Source organism: Pseudaestuariivita sp. (genome assembly GCF_052825805.1).
This window is the reverse complement of record NZ_JBRBVB010000003.1, coordinates 228018-245999: the sequence shown is the minus strand read 5'-3', so window position 1 is coordinate 245999 and position 17982 is coordinate 228018. Positions and strand designations below refer to the sequence as shown.

Below are 17982 nucleotides of genomic sequence, written 5' to 3'. Positions count from 1 at the left end.
CACGCCATGCGCTTTCCAACGCCCCTCGTGCGCGGCACCCTGATCCGCCGCTACAAACGCTTTCTCGCGGATGTCACGCTCGCGGACGGGCGCGAGGTCACGGCCCATTGCGCCAACCCCGGCAGCATGATGGGTCTGGCCGAGCCCGGCATGTGTGTCTGGCTCGAGCCCAACGACGATCCGAAGAAAAAGCTCAAGTTCGGCTGGCGACTGGTCGAAGTCCCCGGCGGCTTTGTCGGCGTCGACACCGGCGCGGCCAACCGGATCGTGCGCGAGGCGCTCGAGGCGCGCAGCGTCGAGGGCTTGCTGCCCTATGAGACCTTCCGCGCCGAGGTCAAATACGGGAACGGCTCGCGGGTCGACTTCCTGCTCGAGGGCGCGCGCCCGCACTACCTCGAGGTCAAGTCCGTCACGCTGAGCCGGTCGCGCGGCCTTGCCGAGTTCCCCGACAGCGTCACCGCGCGGGGCGCCAAGCACCTCGGCGAACTCGCCGCAATGGTGGCCGAAGGCTGCGACGCGACGCTGCTTTATCTCGTGCAGCGCAGCGATTGCGACCGCGTCAGCGTGGCGGCGGACATCGATCCGTCCTATGCCTCGGCGCTGGCCGAGGCGCGGGCAGCGGGGGTGCAGGTCCGCGCGCTCGGCACCGAGATCACGCCCGAAGGCATTCGCGCCGGGCGCGCCCTGCCGGTCCTATGATGGGCTGGCTCACGCGCCTCCTTGGCCATCAGGCTGGCAAAACCCCGCAATCACGCCTAAATGGAGGGCAAGCCAAAGGAGAAACGCCTGTGAACATCAGCGACAGAGGCCGCCTGACCCGCGACGGGATCCGTCTCTACGATGCGTCCGACTTCGACGGCATGCGCGTCGCCGGGCAGCTCTCGGCTCAAATCCTCGACGAAGTCGCCGAGCACGTCTTCGTCGGTCAGACCACCGCGGCGCTGGATGATTTCATCCGAGCGCGGGTCGAAGAGCTGGGCGCGACCTCCGCCACAATCGGCTACAAGGGCTACCAGCACGCCAGCTGCATCTCGATCAACCACGTCGTCTGCCACGGGATCCCGGGGCCCAAGACGCTCAAGCAGGGTGACATCCTCAACATCGACGTGACCGTGATCGTGGACGGCTGGTACGGCGATAACAGCCGCATGTATGTGGCCGGCAAGCTGAGCCGCAAGGCCGAGCGGTTGATCCAGGTGACCTACGATGCGCTCATGGCCGGCGTCGACATGGTCAAGCCGGGCAACACCTTCGGCGATATCGGCCACGCGATCCAGACCTACGCGGAATCTCACCGCATGAGCGTGGTGCGCGACTTTTGCGGCCACGGGCTTGGGCGAGTATTCCACGCGCCGCCCAACGTGCTGCACTATGGCCGCCCGGGCACCGGCGCGGTGCTGGAGCCGGGCATGTTCTTCACCATCGAGCCGATGGTGAACCTCGGGCGTCCCGAGACCAAGGTGCTGTCCGATGACTGGACGGCGGTGACCCGCGACAAGTCGCTGTCGGCGCAGTTCGAGCATTCGGTGGGCGTGACCGAGGACGGCGTCGAGATCTTCACCCTTTCGCCGGCAGGCAAGTTTCACCCGACCTACGGCTAAGCCGGCATAAGATTCGTACGAATTTTATGCGGCGCCCAGGTCAGCCCGCGCGCTGAATGTCGGCGATCAGCTGGTCGATGTTGCCGCGGCGGCGGTCGAGCATGGCGCCGATCTCGCTGCGCTCGGTGAGGAGCATGTTCACGCCCTCGATGGTCATGTTCACGAACTTGGCGCTGCCCGAGCGGTCCGACACTTGCCAGTCGATGGTGAACGGCGCGTCTCCCCGCAGGTAAGCCGTGGAGCGGACCTCGACCGAGTTGCGCACCGTGCGCGCGCCTTCGACCTCGATCCGGCCGCCGATGAACTCGCGGAAGCGTTTGCCATACTTGCGCGCGATGTAGCCCTGAAAGGCTTGGGTAAACGCGCGCTTTTGCGCGTTCGACGCCTGCCGTCCGTCCCGCCCAAGCGTGTAGAGCGCGATTGTCGGCACGTCTGCGTAGCGCACGAAGACGCGCTCGAAATCGCGGATCATGGCGCCTTCAGATTTGCCGGAGGCGATGATCTGGTTGATGTCCCCGACGATGCCGTCAACGAGCCGTTTGGCAGTGCCTTCGGTGAGCGCCAGCGCAGGCGCCGCGGCGAAGGTCAAGCCAGCGGCGCCAAGGCCTGCGATAAAGGAACGGCGTGACAAATGAGGGGTGTTCAAATCAATCTGCATAAAGGTCCTCGTAGGGATCAACAAAGCTGTCCTCGCGCACATCCCCGAGCTCGTCCCGACGGTTGAGCGTGTAGATCAGGCGCGTCTGCGCATAGCCATCGGCGCTTTCGTGCAGGATCGAGTCCACCGTCCCGCCAAATTGCCCGCGCGAGACCAGCCGCCCGCCAACCTTTGCCGCAGTGGCGACGCGGCGCTGGTTGGGTGCCAGCACGTAGCTCAGCGGATCAAGGAAGAGGTCTCCGACACGCCCGGCCACATCCCGCTGGTTCGATGGTCCGATGAAGGGCACCACGACGTAGGCGCCTTCACCCACGCCCCAGGTGTGCAACGTCTCGCCAAAGTCGGTGTCGACCTCGGTCAGACCGATGTCTCCGGCGACATCCGCAAGCCCGCCGAACCCGAGCACCGTGTTGATGACAAACCGCGTTGTCATGCGCGTGGCGTTGCCGAGATCGCCCTGCAAAGTATGGTTTACCACAGCTTGCGGCGCCGAGAGGTTGCCGGCAAAATTTCGCAGCATCAGGCCCGCGGTGGGATCGCCCGTGCCGTCCGAGGCAAACCGGCGCGACACCGGGCGCACGATGTTTGCATCCACCCGCGTGTTGAACGCGTGGCGTTTGCGGTTGGCCTCCTCATAGGGGTCATAGACACCGTCGACAGTGTTGGACGGATCCGGCGTGCCGCAGGCCGCCACTAGCCCGACGAGGGCGAAGACGACGACAAAACGGAGGATACGTGGCATTTCAGACAATCGTAGAGACTTTCGGTGGGCTGCTGCTCAATTTGTAACTTAATATGGTCTAGGATTTATCCACACTTTGCCCAGACCTGGCTCTAACGTCCACATCACATGCGTGGCGCATAGGCGACCTGGTCCGGTTTTGGCAAGGTTTCGCCGTGGGGGCGACACGATATCTTGGGGCAAGACGGCGGAAAAACGCGCATGACACGCAAGAACATCGAAGCCGGCCGCGACGAGTTGCGGGCCGCCCGGCGTGAGAGTCGGAAGTATTACTGGTTCGTTGGAATTTTCTCCTTTTTCGTCAACATGCTGATGCTGACCGGGCCGATGTACATGCTCCAGGTCTATGACCGGGTGTTGGGGTCGCGCTCCGAGGCGACGCTGGTGGCGCTGTCGGTGCTTGTGCTCTTTCTCTACGGGATGATGGGCCTTCTGGACTACGTGCGGGGCCGGATCATGGGGCGCGTGGGCGCGCGGTTCCAGGCGAGGCTCGACACGCGGGTGTTCGACGCCGTGGTGCGCCGTTCGGCGGTGGTGCAGGACAACACGGGCGCCACGGGTCTCAAGGATCTCGAGTCCGTGCAGCGCCTCCTCAGCTCGCCCGTCCTGATGGCGCTGTTCGACATTCCCTGGACGCCTTTCTTCTTGATTGCGATTGCGCTCTTTCACCCTTGGCTCGGCATGCTGGCCGTCGTGGGGGGCGCGGTGCTGATCCTGGTGACGGTGGTCAACCAGATCATGACGCGCAAGCCGCAGGCCAACGCCGCGGGCGCCAGCTACCAGTCCGAGGCGCTGGGCGACCAGATCCGCCAGGAGGCCGAGATGGTGCAGGCGATGGGTATGCGCGAGGCGGCGTTCCAGCGTTGGTCGGTCGCCCGCAACCGCTCGCTCGACGAGCAGCTGAAATCGTCGGACCTGCTTGGCACGTTTACCACGACGACCAAGACGTTCCGCCTCTTCCTCCAATCTGCGATGCTGGGTCTGGGTGCCTATCTGGTGCTGCAGAACCAGTTGACGCCGGGTGCAATGATCGCAGGCTCGATCCTGATGGGCCGGGCGCTCGCCCCGATCGAGATGGCCATCGGCCAGTGGGCGCTGGTGCAGCGCGCGCGCAAGGGCTGGGACTCGCTCTCCGAGCTGCTCTCGGATGTGCCGCCAGAGACACCCAAGACCGAACTGCCGGCCCCCGAAGCCAAGCTCGACGTGCAGCAGATCACCGTGATCCCGCCGGGCGAAAGCCAGGCCAGCCTGCGCATGGTGTCGTTCTCGCTGAAGCCAGGCCAGGCGCTCGGCGTGATCGGGCCCTCGGGTGCGGGCAAGTCGACGCTGGCGCGCGCCATCACGGGTGTCTGGCGTCCCGCGGGTGGCAAGATCCGCCTCGATAACGCGGCGCTCGACCAGTATCCCTCGGGCGCGGTGGGCAATTACATCGGCTACCTACCGCAGCGGGTGCAGCTTTTTGACGGTACGATCGCCGACAACATCGCCAAGCTCTCGTCGAACCCGGACCCCGAGCAGATCGTTGCGGCGGCCCGCAAGGCGGACGCGCACGAGATGATCCTCAAGCTGCCGGACGGCTATGACACGCGCGTCAGCGCGGCGGGCGGGCGCCTCTCCGGCGGCCAGATCCAGCGGATCGGCCTGGCGCGAGCGCTTTACGGTGACCCGGTGGTGCTGGTGCTCGACGAGCCGAACTCGAACCTCGACAACGAGGGGAGCAACGCGCTCAACCGCGCCATCCGCTCGATGCGCGAGCGCGGACGCGCGGCGATCATCATGGCGCACCGTCCTTCGGCCATTCAGGAATGCGACATGCTCCTGATGCTCGACGGCGGCGCGCGCACGGCCTTTGGTCCCAAGGACGAAGTGCTCAAGAACGTGGTGCGCAACCACGAGGAAATCCGTCAGCGGCAGGGCGCCGGAGGTGTGCGATGAACGGCAAACCACAATTCTCGATGAAGGGGCCGATGATCCTCGGCCTCGTCTCCCTCGTGATCCTTCTGGGCGGCTTCGGCTACTGGGGCGCGACGGCGAACATCTCGGGTGCGATCATCGCCTCGGGCCAGATCGAGGTCGATCAGAACCGCCAAGTGGTGCAGCACCCCGACGGCGGTGTGGTCGAGGACATCCTGGTGAGCGAGGGCACGGCGGTCGAGGCCGGCGACGTGCTGATCCGGCTCGATCCGACGCTTCTGAAATCGCAACTGGCAATCATCGAGGGGCAGTACTTTGAACTGGTCGCCCGCCGTGCCCGCTTTGTGGCGGAGCGCGACGAGGAGGCGGAGATCACCTTTTCCGAGACCGTCACCACAGAGGCCGCCACCAACCCGGAAGTGGCAGAGTTGATGGACGGGCAGGAAAACCTCTTCAACGCCCGCCGCGCCTCGCTCGCGCGCGAGATCGAACAGCTTGGCAAGCGCCGGGACCAGACTTCTGACCAGATCCGCGGCATCGAGGCACAGCAAGAGGCGCTGACCTCCCAGCTGGCGCTGATCGAACGCGAGCTGACCGACCAGCAGACGCTGCTGGACCGGGGCCTTGCGCAAGCCAGCCGCGTGCTGTCCTTGCAGCGTGAGCAGGCCCGGCTGGCCGGCACCGTGGGTGAGATGATTGCGCAAAAGGCGCAGGCCGAAGGCCGTGTCACCGAGATCGAGTTGGAGATCCTCAAGCTCGGCGAGCGCCGCCGCGAGGATGCCATCACCCAGCTGCGCGACCTGCAGTTCCGCGAACGCGAGTTGGCCGAGCAGCGCCGGTCGCTGCAGGGCCAGCTGAGCCGGCTCGACATCACCGCGCCTGTGTCGGGCGTGGTCTACGGCATGCAGGTCTTTGCCCGCCGCGCGGTGGTGCGTGCCGCCGAGCCCGTGCTTTTCATCGTGCCACAGGACCGGCCGCTGGTGATCGCCGCGCAGGTGGAGACGATCCACATCGACCAGCTTTTCATGGAGCAGACGGTGTCGCTGCGCTTCTCCGCGCTCGACCAGCGCCTGACGCCCGAACTCTTTGGCCGGGTGACGCAGATCTCGGCGGACGCGTTTCAGGACGAAGGCACGGGCGCGTCGTACTACCGTGCCGAAATCGTGCTCAACGAGGAAGAGCAGGCGCGCCTGCCCGAAGGCTCGACCCTGATCCCCGGCATGCCGGTGGAGGCGTTCATCCGCACCGACGACCGCACGCCGCTGGCGTATCTGGTCAAACCGATGGCGGATTACTTCTCGCGGGCGTTCCGGGAGAGTTAGGGTTGTAATGGTGTCGTAAGCGCACAGCTTTCGACCTTTGCTTTTTCGCCCAATCCAAAGCGCCCGCCTGACGGGAACCGTCAGGCCGCGCCGACCCGCCCCCCTGGGGCGGCGCGATTGCGCCACCCCGCGGGACGGCGCGTGAATTTATGTTCTTCGTGACGAGGCTCAAAGCCCATCCGCTCGACCCTTCCCTCTTCCGCATCACCGTCATAGCGTGACCGCGCAATCCAAGGGGAGATTCTCACATGGTCGACGTCACCGCCAAACTGGCCGAAATGGGGCTGGAGCTGCCAAGCGCCTCCGCCCCCGCCGCCAACTACATCCCGTTCGTGCAGACCGGCTCGACGCTCTACGTGTCGGGGCAAATCTCCCTCGCCGCCGACGGGTCCAAGATCGTGGGTAAGGTCGGTGACACCCTCACGCCCGAAGAAGGCGCGGCGGCTGCGGAGCGCTGCGGGCTCAACCTGTTGGCGCAGGTCGGCGCGGCGATTGGCGGGGACTGGAGCCGGTTCAAGCGGGTCGTGAAACTCACCGGGTTCGTGAACTCCACGCCCGACTTCGAAGGCCAGCCGACAGTCATCAACGGCTGCTCGGACCTCATGGTCGCCGTGCTCGGCGACGCGGGCCGTCATGCGCGCTCTGCGGTCTCCGCGGGAGCTCTGCCGCTTGGCGTCGCGGTCGAGATCGAGGGTATCTTTGAAATCGACTGACGCGCTTTTTGCGCGCCCGGTGGCGCATCGCGGCTTGCATGACCTTGCCGCGGGGCGCCCCGAGAACTCGCGCGCCGCGATCAAGGCGGCCATTGAAAACGGCTACGGGGTCGAGATCGACCTTCAGCCGTCGTTCGATGGCGTGGCGATGGTGTTTCACGACTACGATATGGCGCGCCTGACCGGAACGCCGGGCGCGATTGGTACGTTGTCAGCGGCTGACTTGCAGACGCGTACCCTTCTGGGCGCTGATGAAGGCATCCCGACGCTGGCGGAGGTGCTTGCGCTTGTGGACGGGCAGGTGCCGCTCTTTGTCGAGATCAAGGATCAGGACGGCGCGATGGGTCCGAACGTCGGCGCGCTCGAAGCGGCGGCGGCGGAGGCGCTTGCAGGCTACGCGGGTCCTCTCGCAGTGATGTCGTTCAACCCGCATTCCGTTGCCGCGCTCCAGGACCTGATGCCGGATGTGCCGCGCGGGCTCGTGACGTGCGGGTGGACGGCAGAGGACTGGCCGCTGGTGCCGGAGGTGCGCCGGGCCGAGCTGCGGGGGCTGCCTGACCTGGATCGGCTCGCCTGCGCGTTCATCAGCCACGACGTGAGGGACCTCTCGACCCCGCAGGTCACCGCGCAAAAAGCCGCCGGGCGGCACATCTTATGTTGGACGGTGCGCAGCGCCGCAGTCGAGGCGGAGGCGCGGCAGGTCGCGGATCAAGTCACCTTCGAAGGGTATCTTGCTTGAAGCGGGCGGCACCGGGACCATGTTCTGACCCGTGACCGAAACCGCCATCTCCATCGAAGTCCTGACCAGCCTCGACGCCATTGCGCACGAGGTCTGGGATGCCTGTGCCTGTCCCGAAGCGGCAGAGGGCGGGCGGCCGGACGATCCGTTCACCACGTATCGTTTCCTGCGCGCGCTCGAGACGTCGGGCTCGGTCGGCACCGGCACGGGTTGGCAGCCCCGGCATCTGGTCGCGCGGATGGAGGACGAGGTCATCGGCGTCGCACCGATGTATGCCAAGTCGCACTCGATGGGGGAGTACATCTTTGACCACTCCTGGTCGCACGCCTACGAACGCGCGGGCGGGCAGTATTACCCCAAGCTGCAGCTGGCGGTGCCATTTACCCCCGCGACAGGGCGCAGGTTCCTCGTCAAGCCGGGCTTTGAGGCGGTTGGTCTCGCGGCATTGGTGCAAGGCGCGGTGCACGTGGCGGCAGAGGCGGAGGTGTCCTCGCTCCACATCACGTTCTGCACCGAGGCCGAGGCCGTCGCGGGGGAGAAGATGGGTCTACTCCGCCGGTTCAGCCAGCAGTTTCACTGGCAGAACGATGGCTACGCGACCTTCGACGATTTTCTCGCCGCCCTCAGCTCACGCAAGCGCAAGACGATCCGCAAGGAGCGGCGCGTGGCGCAGGATTTCGGTGGCGAGATCGAGGTGCTGACCGGCGATGCGGTGCGCCCCGAGCACTGGGACGCCTTCTGGCAGTTCTACACCGACACCGGCGCGCGAAAGTGGGGGCAACCCTATCTGACGCGCGCGTTCTTCGATCATGTGCAGGAGACGATGCGGGACGACATCGCGCTGATCCTCGCCAGCCGGGGCGGCACGCCCATCGCAGGGGCGCTCAACTTTATTGGGCGCGACGTGCTTTACGGGCGCTATTGGGGCTGTCTCGAAGATCACCCCTGCCTGCATTTCGAGGCGTGTTACTACCAGGCCATCGACTTTGCGATCACCCATGGCCTTGGCCGGGTGGAGGCGGGCGCGCAGGGAACCCACAAGCTGGCGCGCGGTTATATGCCCGTCGAGACGCAGTCGCTGCACTGGATCGCCGATGGCGGGTTCCGGGACGCGGTGGCGCAGTATCTGGAGGCGGAGCGCCGCGCCGTCGCAGAAGAGAACGCGGACATGGCAAGCTATGGCCCGTTCAAGGCCGTCGAGGTGGAGGAGCGCGAATGAGCAAGCTGGACGGTAGCAATCGGACGGAGGCACTGTCCTGGGCGGCCGAGCATGGCTGGACCCATGACGCAGAGCGCGACGCGATTGCCAAGACGTTCCGGTTCAAGTCGTTCACGCAAGCCTGGGGCTGGATGAGCCAGGTCGCGCTCGGCGCCGAAAAGCTGGATCACCACCCCGAATGGTCCAACGTCTATAACTCGGTGGACGTGGTGCTGGTGACGCATGACGCCGGCGGTCTGACACGTCTCGACATCACACTGGCACAGAAGATGGAAGAGGCCGCACGATGATCGAAACGGTTTTGAACACGGAAATCTGGGACGGGCAGACTGTTCAGGATCTTTTGTCAATTGAGTTCCTCGCGCAGGTCCTTGGCTCGGTCCTCGCGGCCATCGTGATCCTCGTCATCGGGTTCATCGTCGCTGGCTGGGTGTCCCGGCGGATCAAGAAGGTCGCCAAGGGCCAGCCGCATCTCGACAACACTCTCTTCGACTTCTTTGCCAACATCCTGCGCTACGTCATCATCGGGTTTGCGTTCCTCTTCGTGCTCAACACGTTCGGGGTGCAGACGACGTCGGTGGTGGCCGTCATCGGTGCCGCGGGCCTGGCCGTGGGTCTGGCGCTGCAAGGCACTCTGTCGAACGTGGCGGCGGGGGTGATGCTGATCCTCTTTCGCCCGATCCGGCAGGGCGACTTTGTCGAGGTCAACGATCAGATGGGGACGGTGCAGTCGATCACGCTCAACTTCACCGAGCTCGCCTCCATCGGGAACGTGCAGATCGTCATCCCCAACAGCGAGGTCTGGGGCAACACGATCAAGAATTATTCAGGCTACGACACCCGCCAGGCCGAGTGGACCTTTGGCGTCGGGTATGGCGCGAACCTCGCGGATGCAGAGCGGATCATCCGCGAGACGATCATGGCCGACGCGCGCTCGCGCCCCGAGCCGGAGCCGTTCATCCAGGTCAACAACCTCAACGCCTCGTCGGTCGACTTCCTCGTCCGGGTCTGGGTGGCCAGCGACCAGTATTTTGCCTATCAGGCCGACATGAAGCGCGCGGTGAAAGAGGCGCTGGACGCCGGTGGGATCGACATCCCGTTCCCGACGCGCACGCTCGTCAAAGCAGCATAGCGCGGCAAGGATGGGTGGAACCACCCATCCTACGCCTCGCGCTCAGATCGCCGCGAGCAACGCCTCACCGGCAGAGACTTCACACGCGCCCGGGTTCTCTTCGACTTGCAGGTGCGTGACTTTGCCGTCCTCTGCCATCATCGCGTAGCGCTTGGACCGGGCGATCAGGCCCACCGGGGGCGCGTCGAAATTCATGCCGATCTCTGTGGTAAAGGCCGAGCCTGCGTCCGCGAGCATGGTGATTCCCGCCTCGGTCGCGCCGGTCGCGCCTCCCCATTCCTTCATCACGAAGGGGTCGTTGACCGAGACGCAGATGATCTCGTCCACGCCTTTGCTGTCGAACCCGTCCTTGGTGCGGATGAACGAAGGCACGTGCGCCGAGTGGCAGGTGGGTGTAAACGCGCCCGGCACGGCAAAGATCACCACCTTGCGGCCTTTGGTGAGGCTCGAGAGCGTGACCTCCTCGGGGCCCTCCGCGCCCATCCGGGTAAAGGTGGCCTCGGGGAGCATGTCGCCTGTTGCAATCATGGTGTCGTCCTTCCTGATGCTTGGATCGTGTTACCGGGTGATATATCCCCGCACGAGGCGAGAACCAACAGGTGGGCGATGGCGCATTTCATTTGCATTGGAGGCGGACAGGCGGGTGCGTCGCTGGTCGCGCGCCTGCGCAAGGACGGGTTCGACGGTCAGATCACGCTGATCTGCGCCGAGGATGTGCCGCCCTACCAGCGCCCGCCGTTGTCCAAGGCCTACCTTTTGGGCGAGATGGCGCTGGAGCGGCTGTTCCTGCGGCCGGAAAGTTTCTACGCCGAGCAAGGCATCGACCTGCGGCTTGGGTCCCGCGTGACCGCCATCGACCGCGAGGCCAGGACGGTCAGCGTAGGCGGCGAGGTGCTGGCCTATGACCAACTCGCGTTGACGACTGGGTCGACGCCGCGTCGCTTGCCTGCCGCAATCGGGGGGGACCTGCCAGGCGTCTTCACCGTGCGCGGCCTGGGCGATGTAGACGCGCTGGAGCCGCACGTGCGGGAAGGGGCGCGCGCGCTGATCGTGGGCGGCGGGTACATCGGCCTCGAGGCGGCGGCGGTCTGTGCCAAGCGCGGTGTCTCGGTGACCCTCGTCGAGATGGCCGAGCGCATCCTGGGGCGGGTGGCGGCGCCGGAGACGTCCGATTACTTCCGCGCGCTGCACACCGCGCACGGCGTCGATATTCGCGAGGGTGTCGGGCTCTCACGGTTGATCGGTGATGCGCGTGTGACCGGAGCCGCGCTGACGGACGGCTCGGAGCTGGACGTCGATTTTGTGATCGTCGGTGTCGGTATCCAGCCCGAGGCAGAGCTCGCTACCGCGGCGGGGCTGACCATCGACAATGGCATCGCGGTGGACCTGAACGGGCGCACGTCTGATCCGCATATCTGGGCGGCGGGTGACTGCGCATCGCTGCCCTATTGCGGGCAGCGCATCCGGCTCGAGTCGGTGCAGAACGCCATCGACCAGGCGGAGGTCGTGGCGCAGAACATGATGGGGGGGGTGGTCGACTATGTCCCCAAACCGTGGTTCTGGTCTGACCAGTACGACACCAAGCTGCAGATCGCGGGTCTGAACAGCGGGTACGATCGGATCGTCACACGGGCAGGGGACGGCAGCGCGGTGAGCTTTTGGTACTACCAAGGCCTGACGCTGTTGGCCGTCGATGCGATGAACGATCCGCGGAACTACATGATCGGCAAACGCCTGATCGAGAGCGGCCGGTCTCCTGCGCCGAAGGTGATCGCAGATGCCGATACCGACATGAAGGCGCTCCTGCGCGCGTGAGGGTCATCGGTGGGTCTCTTGGCGGGCGGCGCCTCGCTTCGGTTGGCAAGGGCGACGCGCGAAACGCGCTCCGCCCCACGTCGGACCGCTTGCGCGAGGCGCTCTTCAACGTACTCGAAGGCGGTCGCTACGGGGATGTCATCGAAGGCGCGCAGGTGCTCGATCTCTTTGCAGGAACCGGCGCGCTCGGGATCGAGGCGCTCAGCCGCGGCGCCGCCTTCGCCACCTTCGTCGAGGCAGGGCGGGTGGGTCAGGGGTTGATCCGCGAGAACCTGTCCGCGCTCGATCTGCACTCGCGCGCCAAGCTCATCCCGCGCGACGCCACCCGCCTTACTCCTGCCCCGCGCCCGGCCTCGCTGGTGTTCCTCGACCCTCCCTACGGTCGAGGTTTCGGAGGGGCAGCCCTCGCGTCCGCCAGACGTGCCGGGTGGCTCGCACCTGAAAGCCTGGTTGTCTGGGAGGAAGCCTCTGAGATGTCGCCACCGGATGGGTTCACTTTAGTCGAGAGCCGCAGTTATAGCGGTACAGTCTTTAGCTTCCTGCGTCCCAGCAAGGGATAAAGGACAGAACATGGGGGCTCAGCCCGCCGTCCATCGGGCTTGAACCAATGGCGCCAAATGAACGGCCCACCAAGGTATTTGAAAACCAGAGAAGGTCTGGACCGGGTCCGCATTTTCTCTGGTTCGGAAATACCTCGGGGGTCGAGGGGGCTGGCCCCCTCGCTTTGAGAGCGTCAGTTCGTGCCAAGCGCGCTGGTCGCGTGTTTGGCGACCATTGCGCGGACGTCTTCGACCAGCGCCGCTGCAGGCAGGCCCTTGGCGGATTTCTCGGCGATCCAGTCGGCGGTGACGGCTGCGCCGAGGGCCTTGATCCGGTTGGTCTCAGCCTCCGACATCGTTGCGATTTCATTGCCGGAGGCGGTCATGGCGGCCAGCCCTTCGGCGTCGCCGGTGTCGTGGGCGCGGCCAGCCCAGGCGGAGGCGTCGAAGCCGGAGTGCGCGTCGATGACGGCCTTGAGGTCGTCCGGCAAGGCAGCGTAGCGGTCCTTGTTCATCGCCCAGATGAAGTAGAGGTTGTAGAGCGAGCGGTCGCCGGCCACGTCGGTGTGGCTGTCGGTGAGCTCGTCGAGCTTGAGCGAGGGCGACATTTCCCAGGTGATCACGCCGCCATCGACGACCCCGCGCGAGAGCGCTTCGGGGAAGGCGGGGACCGGCATGCCGATGGGGTTGGCGCCGAGCTTTTCGAGGAGCAGGGTGGCAGGCCGGGACGGTCCGCGCAGGTTAAGGCCGGCAAAGTCCTCGACCTTGTCGATGGCCGCGCCTTTCTTGTGCACGAGGCCCGGCCCGTGCATGTGCGCGGCGATCAGGTGCACGTCCGCAAAGTCATCGGCGAGGTGCTTTTGCGTGAACTCCCAGGCGGCCTTGGACGCCTCTTCGGCGGATTTGGTCACCATGAAGGGCAGCTCGAGCGCTTCGGCTTCGGGGAAGCGGCCGGGTTGGTAGCCCGGGATCACCCAGCCGCCGTCGATCACGCCGTCGCGGATCAGGTCGTATTGCGAGGCTGCTGACCCGCCAAGCTGCATGAAGGGGTAGATCTCGACCTTGATTCGGCCCTCGGAGGCGGCTTCGACGCTGTCTGCCCAGGGCGCGATGAAGTGCTTGGGGTTTGCCGAGTTGGGCGACACGAAGTGCTGGAAGCGCAGCGTGACCTCTTGCGCGGCGACGGGCAGGACCGCCAGCGCGAGGGCTGCGGCAAGACAAGCGGATGTGACCAGTTTCATCGAATGGCCTCCTTTGGTGCGTGTGGCGCACATGTGGGGGAAATCGCAGTCAGTTGCAAGTCGTTCGCAATAAGATACGTGTTGCTGTGCCGCCCAAAGCTTTGATGATATTCGATTTTCGTGGGCCTGAGGGGAAATCACTCCGTGTATTCCCCCTCAGTGCAGCTCTCTAGTTCTGGCCCAGCAGCTCTTTGAGGACTTGTTGCAGCACGGTTTCCTTTTGGACCTGTTCTTGCCGGGACGGGGCCGGCTCTGGAGCAGGCGCAGCCGGACGCGGCGGGCCTTGCATCGAGAGTGGGCGCGGTGGCAGGCCGGCGTGCACGCGGGTCATCGTCTCGCGCCAGATTTCAGTTGGCAGGCCGCCCCCGGTGACACCCGTCAGAGGCGTGTTGTCGTCGTATCCCATCCAGACGCCGGCGACGTAGTCGGCGGTGAACCCGATGAACCAAGCGTCGCGGGCGGCCTGGGTCGTGCCTGTCTTGCCGGCGGCTTGCCGCCCGTCGAGGCGGGCGCGGGTGCCGGTGCCGGACTGCACGACCTCGTGCATCATCCACGTAAGCTTGCGCGCGGCTTCCTCGCTGATGACGCGCGGGCCATAGCCGCCGGAGGCGCCCATCAGGGGTGTGTCCTCGCCCTGCAGGCGGAGGTCGACGAGGCCGTAAGGGCTGACCGAGCGTCCGCCGTTGAGGATCCCCGCGTAGGCGCCGGTCATCTCGAGCAGGGTCGACTCTGAGGCCCCAAGCGCGACGGAGGGTGTTGGCACCAGATCGCCGGTGATGCCAAAGGCGCGGGCGATGTCGCGGACGCGGTCGGCGCCCAGCCCTTCGGAGATGCGGACGGCGGGGATGTTGTAGCTTTGCGCGAGCGCCTCGGTAAGGGTCACGCGCCCGTGGAACTGGTTGTCGTAGTTCTTGGGGGACCAGGCCCCTGCGCCGGGGATGTTGAGCGTCATCGGCTCGTCCCGGACAAAATCGTTCGGCTGGTAGCCGTCCTCCATCGCGAGCGCGTAGATGAACGGTTTGAAGGACGAGCCGGTCTGGCGATTGGCCTGCGTGGCCCGGTTGAAGGCGCCGGCGACCTGCGTTTTGCGCCCGCCGACCATCGCGCGCACGGCGCCGTCGGCGCTCATCACGACGATGGCGGCCTGCGCCTTGGACCCTGCGCGGACTTTCTCTTCGAACACGTAGGTCAACGCCTCTTCGGCGGCACGCTGGATGGCGGGGTCGAGGGTCGTCTGGATAAAGACGTCGTCGGTGGTGTTGCGGGTAAAGAATTCGGGCCCGGACGACATCACCCAGTCGGCAAAGTAGCTGCCCGAGCGCGCCTCTGCCGCCTGGCTGAGCACGGCGGGGTTGGCGCGGGCGACGTTGGCTTGCTCGGCGGTGAGGTAGCCCTGGTCCTCCATCAACCCGAGGATCAGGTTGGCCCGGCGCCGCGATCGCTCGAGATCGTTGGTCGGCGCAAATCGTGTCGGTGCAACCAGCAGACCCGCGAGCATCGCGGCCTCGGGCGCGTTCACCAGCTGCGCGGACTTGCCGAAGTAGCGTTTGGAGGCGGCCTCGAACCCGCGCGCGCCGGCGCCGAGAAAGGCGCGATTCATGTAGATCGTGAGGATCTCGTCCTTGGAGAACTTGGCCTCGAGTGCAAGCGCGTAGGTCGCCTCCTTGACCTTGCGCCAGAGCGTGCCCTGCCGGCACTCGCGCTCGTAGGCGCGTTCGGTCTCCCAGATGGCCGGATCGTAGGGCTGGCCGAGGCAGACAAGCTTGGCCACCTGTTGCGTGATTGTCGAGCCGCCGTGGCCTGACAGGGGTCCACGCCCTTCGCGCAGGTTGATGCGGATGGCGGAGGCGACGCCGCGCGGGCTGACGCCGATGTGGCGGTAGAACCGTTTGTCTTCGGTGGCGATGACCGCGTTGCGCAGGTGGGGGGACATCTCCCCGACCCCGATGGCGCCGCCGAACTGGTCACCCCGCCAGGCAAAGGTCCGCCCGTTCTGGTCAAGCAGCGTGACCGACCCACGCGCGCGTCCGTCCAGCAAGTCCTCATAGGCGGGCAGCGAGCTGTAATAGTAAAAGACGCCCGCGCCGATCAGCAGGGCCACGATGGCAGCGCCCGCCAGTGTCAGGCGGAAGGTGAGCCGAAAGAGCCAGGCCACCGCAAACGCCGCCCAGCCGAGCGGTCCGCGCCGCACGGCTTTGGCGCGTGCCTTGCGTTTCGGCTTGGCCGTGCTCTTGCGCTTGGCTGGTTTGGCGGCACTGGTTCCGGCGCCATAGCGCTTGTCCGCCACCAGACGCCCGCCGCGCCGCTTGTCTGTGCTCATCTGATGGTCCTGCCCGACCTTGTGCTTTGCCGCATGTATACGCCGCTTTGCCCGGTTTGTAGAGGGGCGGCGCAGCGGCTCTCGGCACTTGTGTGATTCCGATGTGATCAAAAATAATGCAAAAATTTCAGACAGGCTAAATTTTGTGCAGTCCGCTTTGCGAGTCAGCCGATTCTCTTGGCAAGTCCCTTCCTTTTGCAACCCATCGCCGACTTTGGTGCAGCCAGTCGCAGGCAAAAGTCTGCCCGGAGAAAGGGGATAGTGGTGAAACTGATCATTGCAACGATCAAGCCGTTCAAGCTCGAAGAGGTGCGCGAGGCCCTCACAGAGATTGGCGTGCGCGGCATGATGGTGACCGAGATCAAGGGCTTTGGCTCGCAATCTGGCCACACCGAGATCTATCGCGGCGCGGAATACGCCGTGAATTTCGTACCGAAAGTCAAACTGGAGATCGCCGTGTCGGACGCCATGGCGGACCAGGTGGTCGAGACCGTCACAAAGACGGCCCAGACCGGCAAGATCGGCGACGGCAAGATCTTTGTGCTGGACCTCGCGCAGGCGGTGCGCGTGCGGACCGGCGAGACCAACGAGGAAGCGCTGTAAACGCGCGCTTGGGGAAAAGGGATAACCTACATGAAACTACGTAACTCTCTGGTTCTGGGCGCCGCACTGATCGCGCTGCCGGGCCTGGCACTGGCGCAGGATGCACCCGCGACTGTGGCCGCAGACGAATTTGTCTGGATCATGAACTCGCTGCTGTTCCTGATCGGCGGCTTTCTGGTGTTCTTCATGGCGGCCGGTTTTGCTATGCTCGAAGGTGGCCTCGTGCGCTCCAAGAACGCAACGACGCAGATGACCAAGAACGTCGCGCTCTTTTCGATTGCGGCGATCATGTACTGGCTCGTCGGCTACAACCTGATGTACCCGCTCGGCGACTGGGCCATCGAGGGCTACTTCTCGGGTCTCTTCCCGTCCGTCGGTGTGATGGAAGCGGTGGGTGTTGATCTGGCAAATGCGGACGACTCGTCCTACGCCTCGACCGGTTCGGACTACATCTTCCAGCTGATGTTTTGTGCTGCGACTGCATCCATCGTGTCGGGTGCCCTGGCAGAGCGCATCAAGCTGTGGCCGTTCCTGATCTTCTCGGCTGTCCTGACCGGCCTGATCTACCCGCTGACCGCGTCCTGGACCTGGGGTGGTGGCTGGCTGATGTCGGGCGACAACCCGTTCAACGACTTTGCAGGCTCGACCATCGTGCACGCTTGTGGCGCGGCAGCCGCGCTCGCCGGTGCCATCGTGCTGGGTCCCCGGATCGGCAAGTACAAGGACGGCCGCGTCGTGCCGATGCCCGGCTCGAACCTGCCGCTGGCCACCCTCGGCATGTTCATCCTGTGGCTCGGCTGGTTCGGCTTTAACGGTGGCTCGCAGCTTGCCATGGGCTCGGTCGGTGACATCGCAGACGTCAGCCGTATCTTTGCTAACACCAACATGGCAGCCGCTGCTGGTGCCGTTGCCGCACTTATCCTGACTCAGGTCCTCTACAAGAAGGTCGACCTGACGATGGTGCTGAACGGCGCGCTGGCCGGCCTCGTGTCGATCACCGCAGAGCCGCTGGCGCCGACGCTGGGCCTTGCGCTGCTCATCGGTGCGATCGGCGGCCTGATCGTGGTGGTGACCGTGCCGCTGCTCGACAAGATGAAGATCGACGACGTCGTTGGCGCGATCCCGGTCCACGGCTTTGCCGGCATCTGGGGTACCATCGCGGTTGTCCTGACCGGCAGCTACGACGGTGATGCGACCATCGGCGCGCAGCTCCTCGGCATCGTGTCGATCATCGGCGCCACCTTCGTGCTGTCGCTGATCGTCTGGTTCATCCTCAAGGCAACCATGGGCATCCGCGTCTCGGAAGAAGACGAGATCACCGGTCTCGACACCACCGAGCTCGGCATGGAAGCCTACCCGGAATTCTCCAAGGGCTGATCGTTAAGGCACAGACACCTTTGGTGAGACCACCTGCCCGGGCACGC

General features: G+C 65.2%; 18 protein-coding genes. 13 read left to right on the top strand and 5 right to left on the bottom strand.

Annotation, left to right across the window (positions count from 1 at the left end):
- The first annotated feature begins 6 nt into the window (after nucleotides 1-6).
- Entirely contained in the window at nucleotides 7-699 is a 693-nt protein-coding gene (gene sfsA, locus ACU0B3_RS05585; protein ID WP_446259840.1) for a DNA/RNA nuclease SfsA, read from the top strand.
- 89 nt (nucleotides 700-788) lie between these two features.
- Nucleotides 789-1601 (top strand): type I methionyl aminopeptidase, encoded by an 813-nt coding sequence (gene map / locus ACU0B3_RS05580; protein ID WP_446259839.1) that lies wholly within the window; start codon nucleotides 789-791, stop codon nucleotides 1599-1601.
- Nucleotides 1602-1641: 40 nt separating this feature from the next.
- Here map and ACU0B3_RS05575 read toward each other — a convergent pair whose 3' ends face one another.
- Complete coding sequence (locus tag ACU0B3_RS05575; RefSeq protein ID WP_446259838.1) at nucleotides 1642-2259, bottom strand: MlaC/ttg2D family ABC transporter substrate-binding protein; 618 nt, start codon at nucleotides 2257-2259, stop codon at nucleotides 1642-1644.
- Entirely contained in the window at nucleotides 2249-3001 is a 753-nt protein-coding gene (locus tag ACU0B3_RS05570; protein ID WP_446259837.1) for an MlaA family lipoprotein, read from the bottom strand. The genes ACU0B3_RS05575 and ACU0B3_RS05570 overlap by 11 nt, the downstream gene beginning before the upstream one ends.
- Before the next feature lie 201 nt (nucleotides 3002-3202).
- On the opposite strand from ACU0B3_RS05570, the gene ACU0B3_RS05565 reads away from it, so the two are divergent.
- From ACU0B3_RS05565 to ACU0B3_RS05535, 7 genes are all read left to right on the top strand, one after another.
- Nucleotides 3203-4936, top strand: coding sequence for a type I secretion system permease/ATPase (locus tag ACU0B3_RS05565; protein WP_446259836.1), 1734 nt, complete (start codon nucleotides 3203-3205; stop codon nucleotides 4934-4936).
- Nucleotides 4933-6237, top strand: a complete 1305-nt coding sequence (locus ACU0B3_RS05560; RefSeq protein ID WP_446259835.1) for an HlyD family type I secretion periplasmic adaptor subunit — start codon at nucleotides 4933-4935, stop codon at nucleotides 6235-6237. The genes ACU0B3_RS05565 and ACU0B3_RS05560 overlap by 4 nt, the downstream gene beginning before the upstream one ends.
- A 248-nt stretch (nucleotides 6238-6485) precedes the next feature.
- A complete protein-coding gene (locus ACU0B3_RS05555) occupies nucleotides 6486-6950 on the top strand; it encodes a RidA family protein (RefSeq protein WP_446259834.1) in 465 nt (154 codons plus the stop codon).
- Complete coding sequence (locus tag ACU0B3_RS05550) at nucleotides 6937-7689, top strand: glycerophosphodiester phosphodiesterase family protein (protein ID WP_446259833.1); 753 nt, start codon at nucleotides 6937-6939, stop codon at nucleotides 7687-7689. The genes ACU0B3_RS05555 and ACU0B3_RS05550 overlap by 14 nt, the downstream gene beginning before the upstream one ends.
- Nucleotides 7690-7720: 31 nt before the next feature.
- Nucleotides 7721-8908, top strand: coding sequence for a GNAT family N-acetyltransferase (locus tag ACU0B3_RS05545; protein ID WP_446259832.1), 1188 nt, complete (start codon nucleotides 7721-7723; stop codon nucleotides 8906-8908).
- Nucleotides 8905-9198, top strand: coding sequence for a 4a-hydroxytetrahydrobiopterin dehydratase (locus ACU0B3_RS05540; RefSeq protein ID WP_446259831.1), 294 nt, complete (start codon nucleotides 8905-8907; stop codon nucleotides 9196-9198). The genes ACU0B3_RS05545 and ACU0B3_RS05540 overlap by 4 nt, the downstream gene beginning before the upstream one ends.
- Nucleotides 9195-10040, top strand: coding sequence for a mechanosensitive ion channel family protein (locus ACU0B3_RS05535; RefSeq protein WP_446259830.1), 846 nt, complete (start codon nucleotides 9195-9197; stop codon nucleotides 10038-10040). Before ACU0B3_RS05540 ends, ACU0B3_RS05535 begins: the two co-directional genes overlap by 4 nt.
- Nucleotides 10041-10082: 42 nt before the next feature.
- Here ACU0B3_RS05535 and ACU0B3_RS05530 read toward each other — a convergent pair whose 3' ends face one another.
- Entirely contained in the window at nucleotides 10083-10568 is a 486-nt protein-coding gene (locus ACU0B3_RS05530) for a redoxin family protein (RefSeq protein ID WP_446259829.1), read from the bottom strand.
- A 78-nt stretch (nucleotides 10569-10646) separates the two neighbouring features.
- On the opposite strand from ACU0B3_RS05530, the gene ACU0B3_RS05525 reads away from it, so the two are divergent.
- Complete coding sequence (locus ACU0B3_RS05525) at nucleotides 10647-11855, top strand: NAD(P)/FAD-dependent oxidoreductase (RefSeq protein ID WP_446259828.1); 1209 nt, start codon at nucleotides 10647-10649, stop codon at nucleotides 11853-11855.
- A complete protein-coding gene (gene rsmD / locus ACU0B3_RS05520; RefSeq protein ID WP_446259827.1) occupies nucleotides 11852-12415 on the top strand; it encodes a 16S rRNA (guanine(966)-N(2))-methyltransferase RsmD in 564 nt (187 codons plus the stop codon). Before ACU0B3_RS05525 ends, rsmD begins: the two co-directional genes overlap by 4 nt.
- Before the next feature lie 173 nt (nucleotides 12416-12588).
- Here rsmD and ACU0B3_RS05515 read toward each other — a convergent pair whose 3' ends face one another.
- Nucleotides 12589-13635 (bottom strand): TRAP transporter substrate-binding protein, encoded by a 1047-nt coding sequence (locus tag ACU0B3_RS05515; RefSeq protein ID WP_446259826.1) that lies wholly within the window; start codon nucleotides 13633-13635, stop codon nucleotides 12589-12591.
- A 169-nt stretch (nucleotides 13636-13804) separates the two neighbouring features.
- Nucleotides 13805-15955, bottom strand: a complete 2151-nt coding sequence (locus tag ACU0B3_RS05510) for a transglycosylase domain-containing protein (protein WP_446259825.1) — start codon at nucleotides 15953-15955, stop codon at nucleotides 13805-13807.
- Nucleotides 15956-16219: 264 nt separating this feature from the next.
- Here ACU0B3_RS05510 and ACU0B3_RS05505 point away from each other — a divergent pair, with 264 nt between their 5' ends.
- A complete protein-coding gene (locus tag ACU0B3_RS05505) occupies nucleotides 16220-16558 on the top strand; it encodes a P-II family nitrogen regulator (RefSeq protein ID WP_446259824.1) in 339 nt (112 codons plus the stop codon).
- Between the two features lie 30 nt (nucleotides 16559-16588).
- Nucleotides 16589-17935 carry an ammonium transporter gene (locus ACU0B3_RS05500; RefSeq protein ID WP_446259823.1) on the top strand — a complete coding sequence of 449 codons (1347 nt, stop codon included), beginning with the start codon at nucleotides 16589-16591 and terminating at the stop codon, nucleotides 17933-17935.
- Nucleotides 17936-17982 lie beyond the last annotated feature (47 nt).

Bases quoted from the DNA above. Each gene is read 5' to 3' on its own strand.
- sfsA (WP_446259840.1), top strand. From the start codon at position 7: ATGCGCTTTCCAACGCCCCTCGTGCGCGGCACCCTGATCCGCCGCTAC.
- ACU0B3_RS05575 (WP_446259838.1), bottom strand. From the start codon at position 2,259: ATGCAGATTGATTTGAACACCCCTCATTTGTCACGCCGTTCCTTTATC.
- ACU0B3_RS05570 (WP_446259837.1), bottom strand. From the start codon at position 3,001: ATGCCACGTATCCTCCGTTTTGTCGTCGTCTTCGCCCTCGTCGGGCTA.
- ACU0B3_RS05565 (WP_446259836.1), top strand. From the start codon at position 3,203: ATGACACGCAAGAACATCGAAGCCGGCCGCGACGAGTTGCGGGCCGCC.
- ACU0B3_RS05560 (WP_446259835.1), top strand. From the start codon at position 4,933: ATGAACGGCAAACCACAATTCTCGATGAAGGGGCCGATGATCCTCGGC.
- ACU0B3_RS05555 (WP_446259834.1), top strand. From the start codon at position 6,486: ATGGTCGACGTCACCGCCAAACTGGCCGAAATGGGGCTGGAGCTGCCA.
- ACU0B3_RS05540 (WP_446259831.1), top strand. From the start codon at position 8,905: ATGAGCAAGCTGGACGGTAGCAATCGGACGGAGGCACTGTCCTGGGCG.
- ACU0B3_RS05535 (WP_446259830.1), top strand. From the start codon at position 9,195: ATGATCGAAACGGTTTTGAACACGGAAATCTGGGACGGGCAGACTGTT.
- ACU0B3_RS05530 (WP_446259829.1), bottom strand. From the start codon at position 10,568: ATGATTGCAACAGGCGACATGCTCCCCGAGGCCACCTTTACCCGGATG.
- ACU0B3_RS05525 (WP_446259828.1), top strand. From the start codon at position 10,647: ATGGCGCATTTCATTTGCATTGGAGGCGGACAGGCGGGTGCGTCGCTG.
- ACU0B3_RS05515 (WP_446259826.1), bottom strand. From the start codon at position 13,635: ATGAAACTGGTCACATCCGCTTGTCTTGCCGCAGCCCTCGCGCTGGCG.
- ACU0B3_RS05510 (WP_446259825.1), bottom strand. From the start codon at position 15,955: ATGAGCACAGACAAGCGGCGCGGCGGGCGTCTGGTGGCGGACAAGCGC.
- ACU0B3_RS05500 (WP_446259823.1), top strand. From the start codon at position 16,589: ATGAAACTACGTAACTCTCTGGTTCTGGGCGCCGCACTGATCGCGCTG.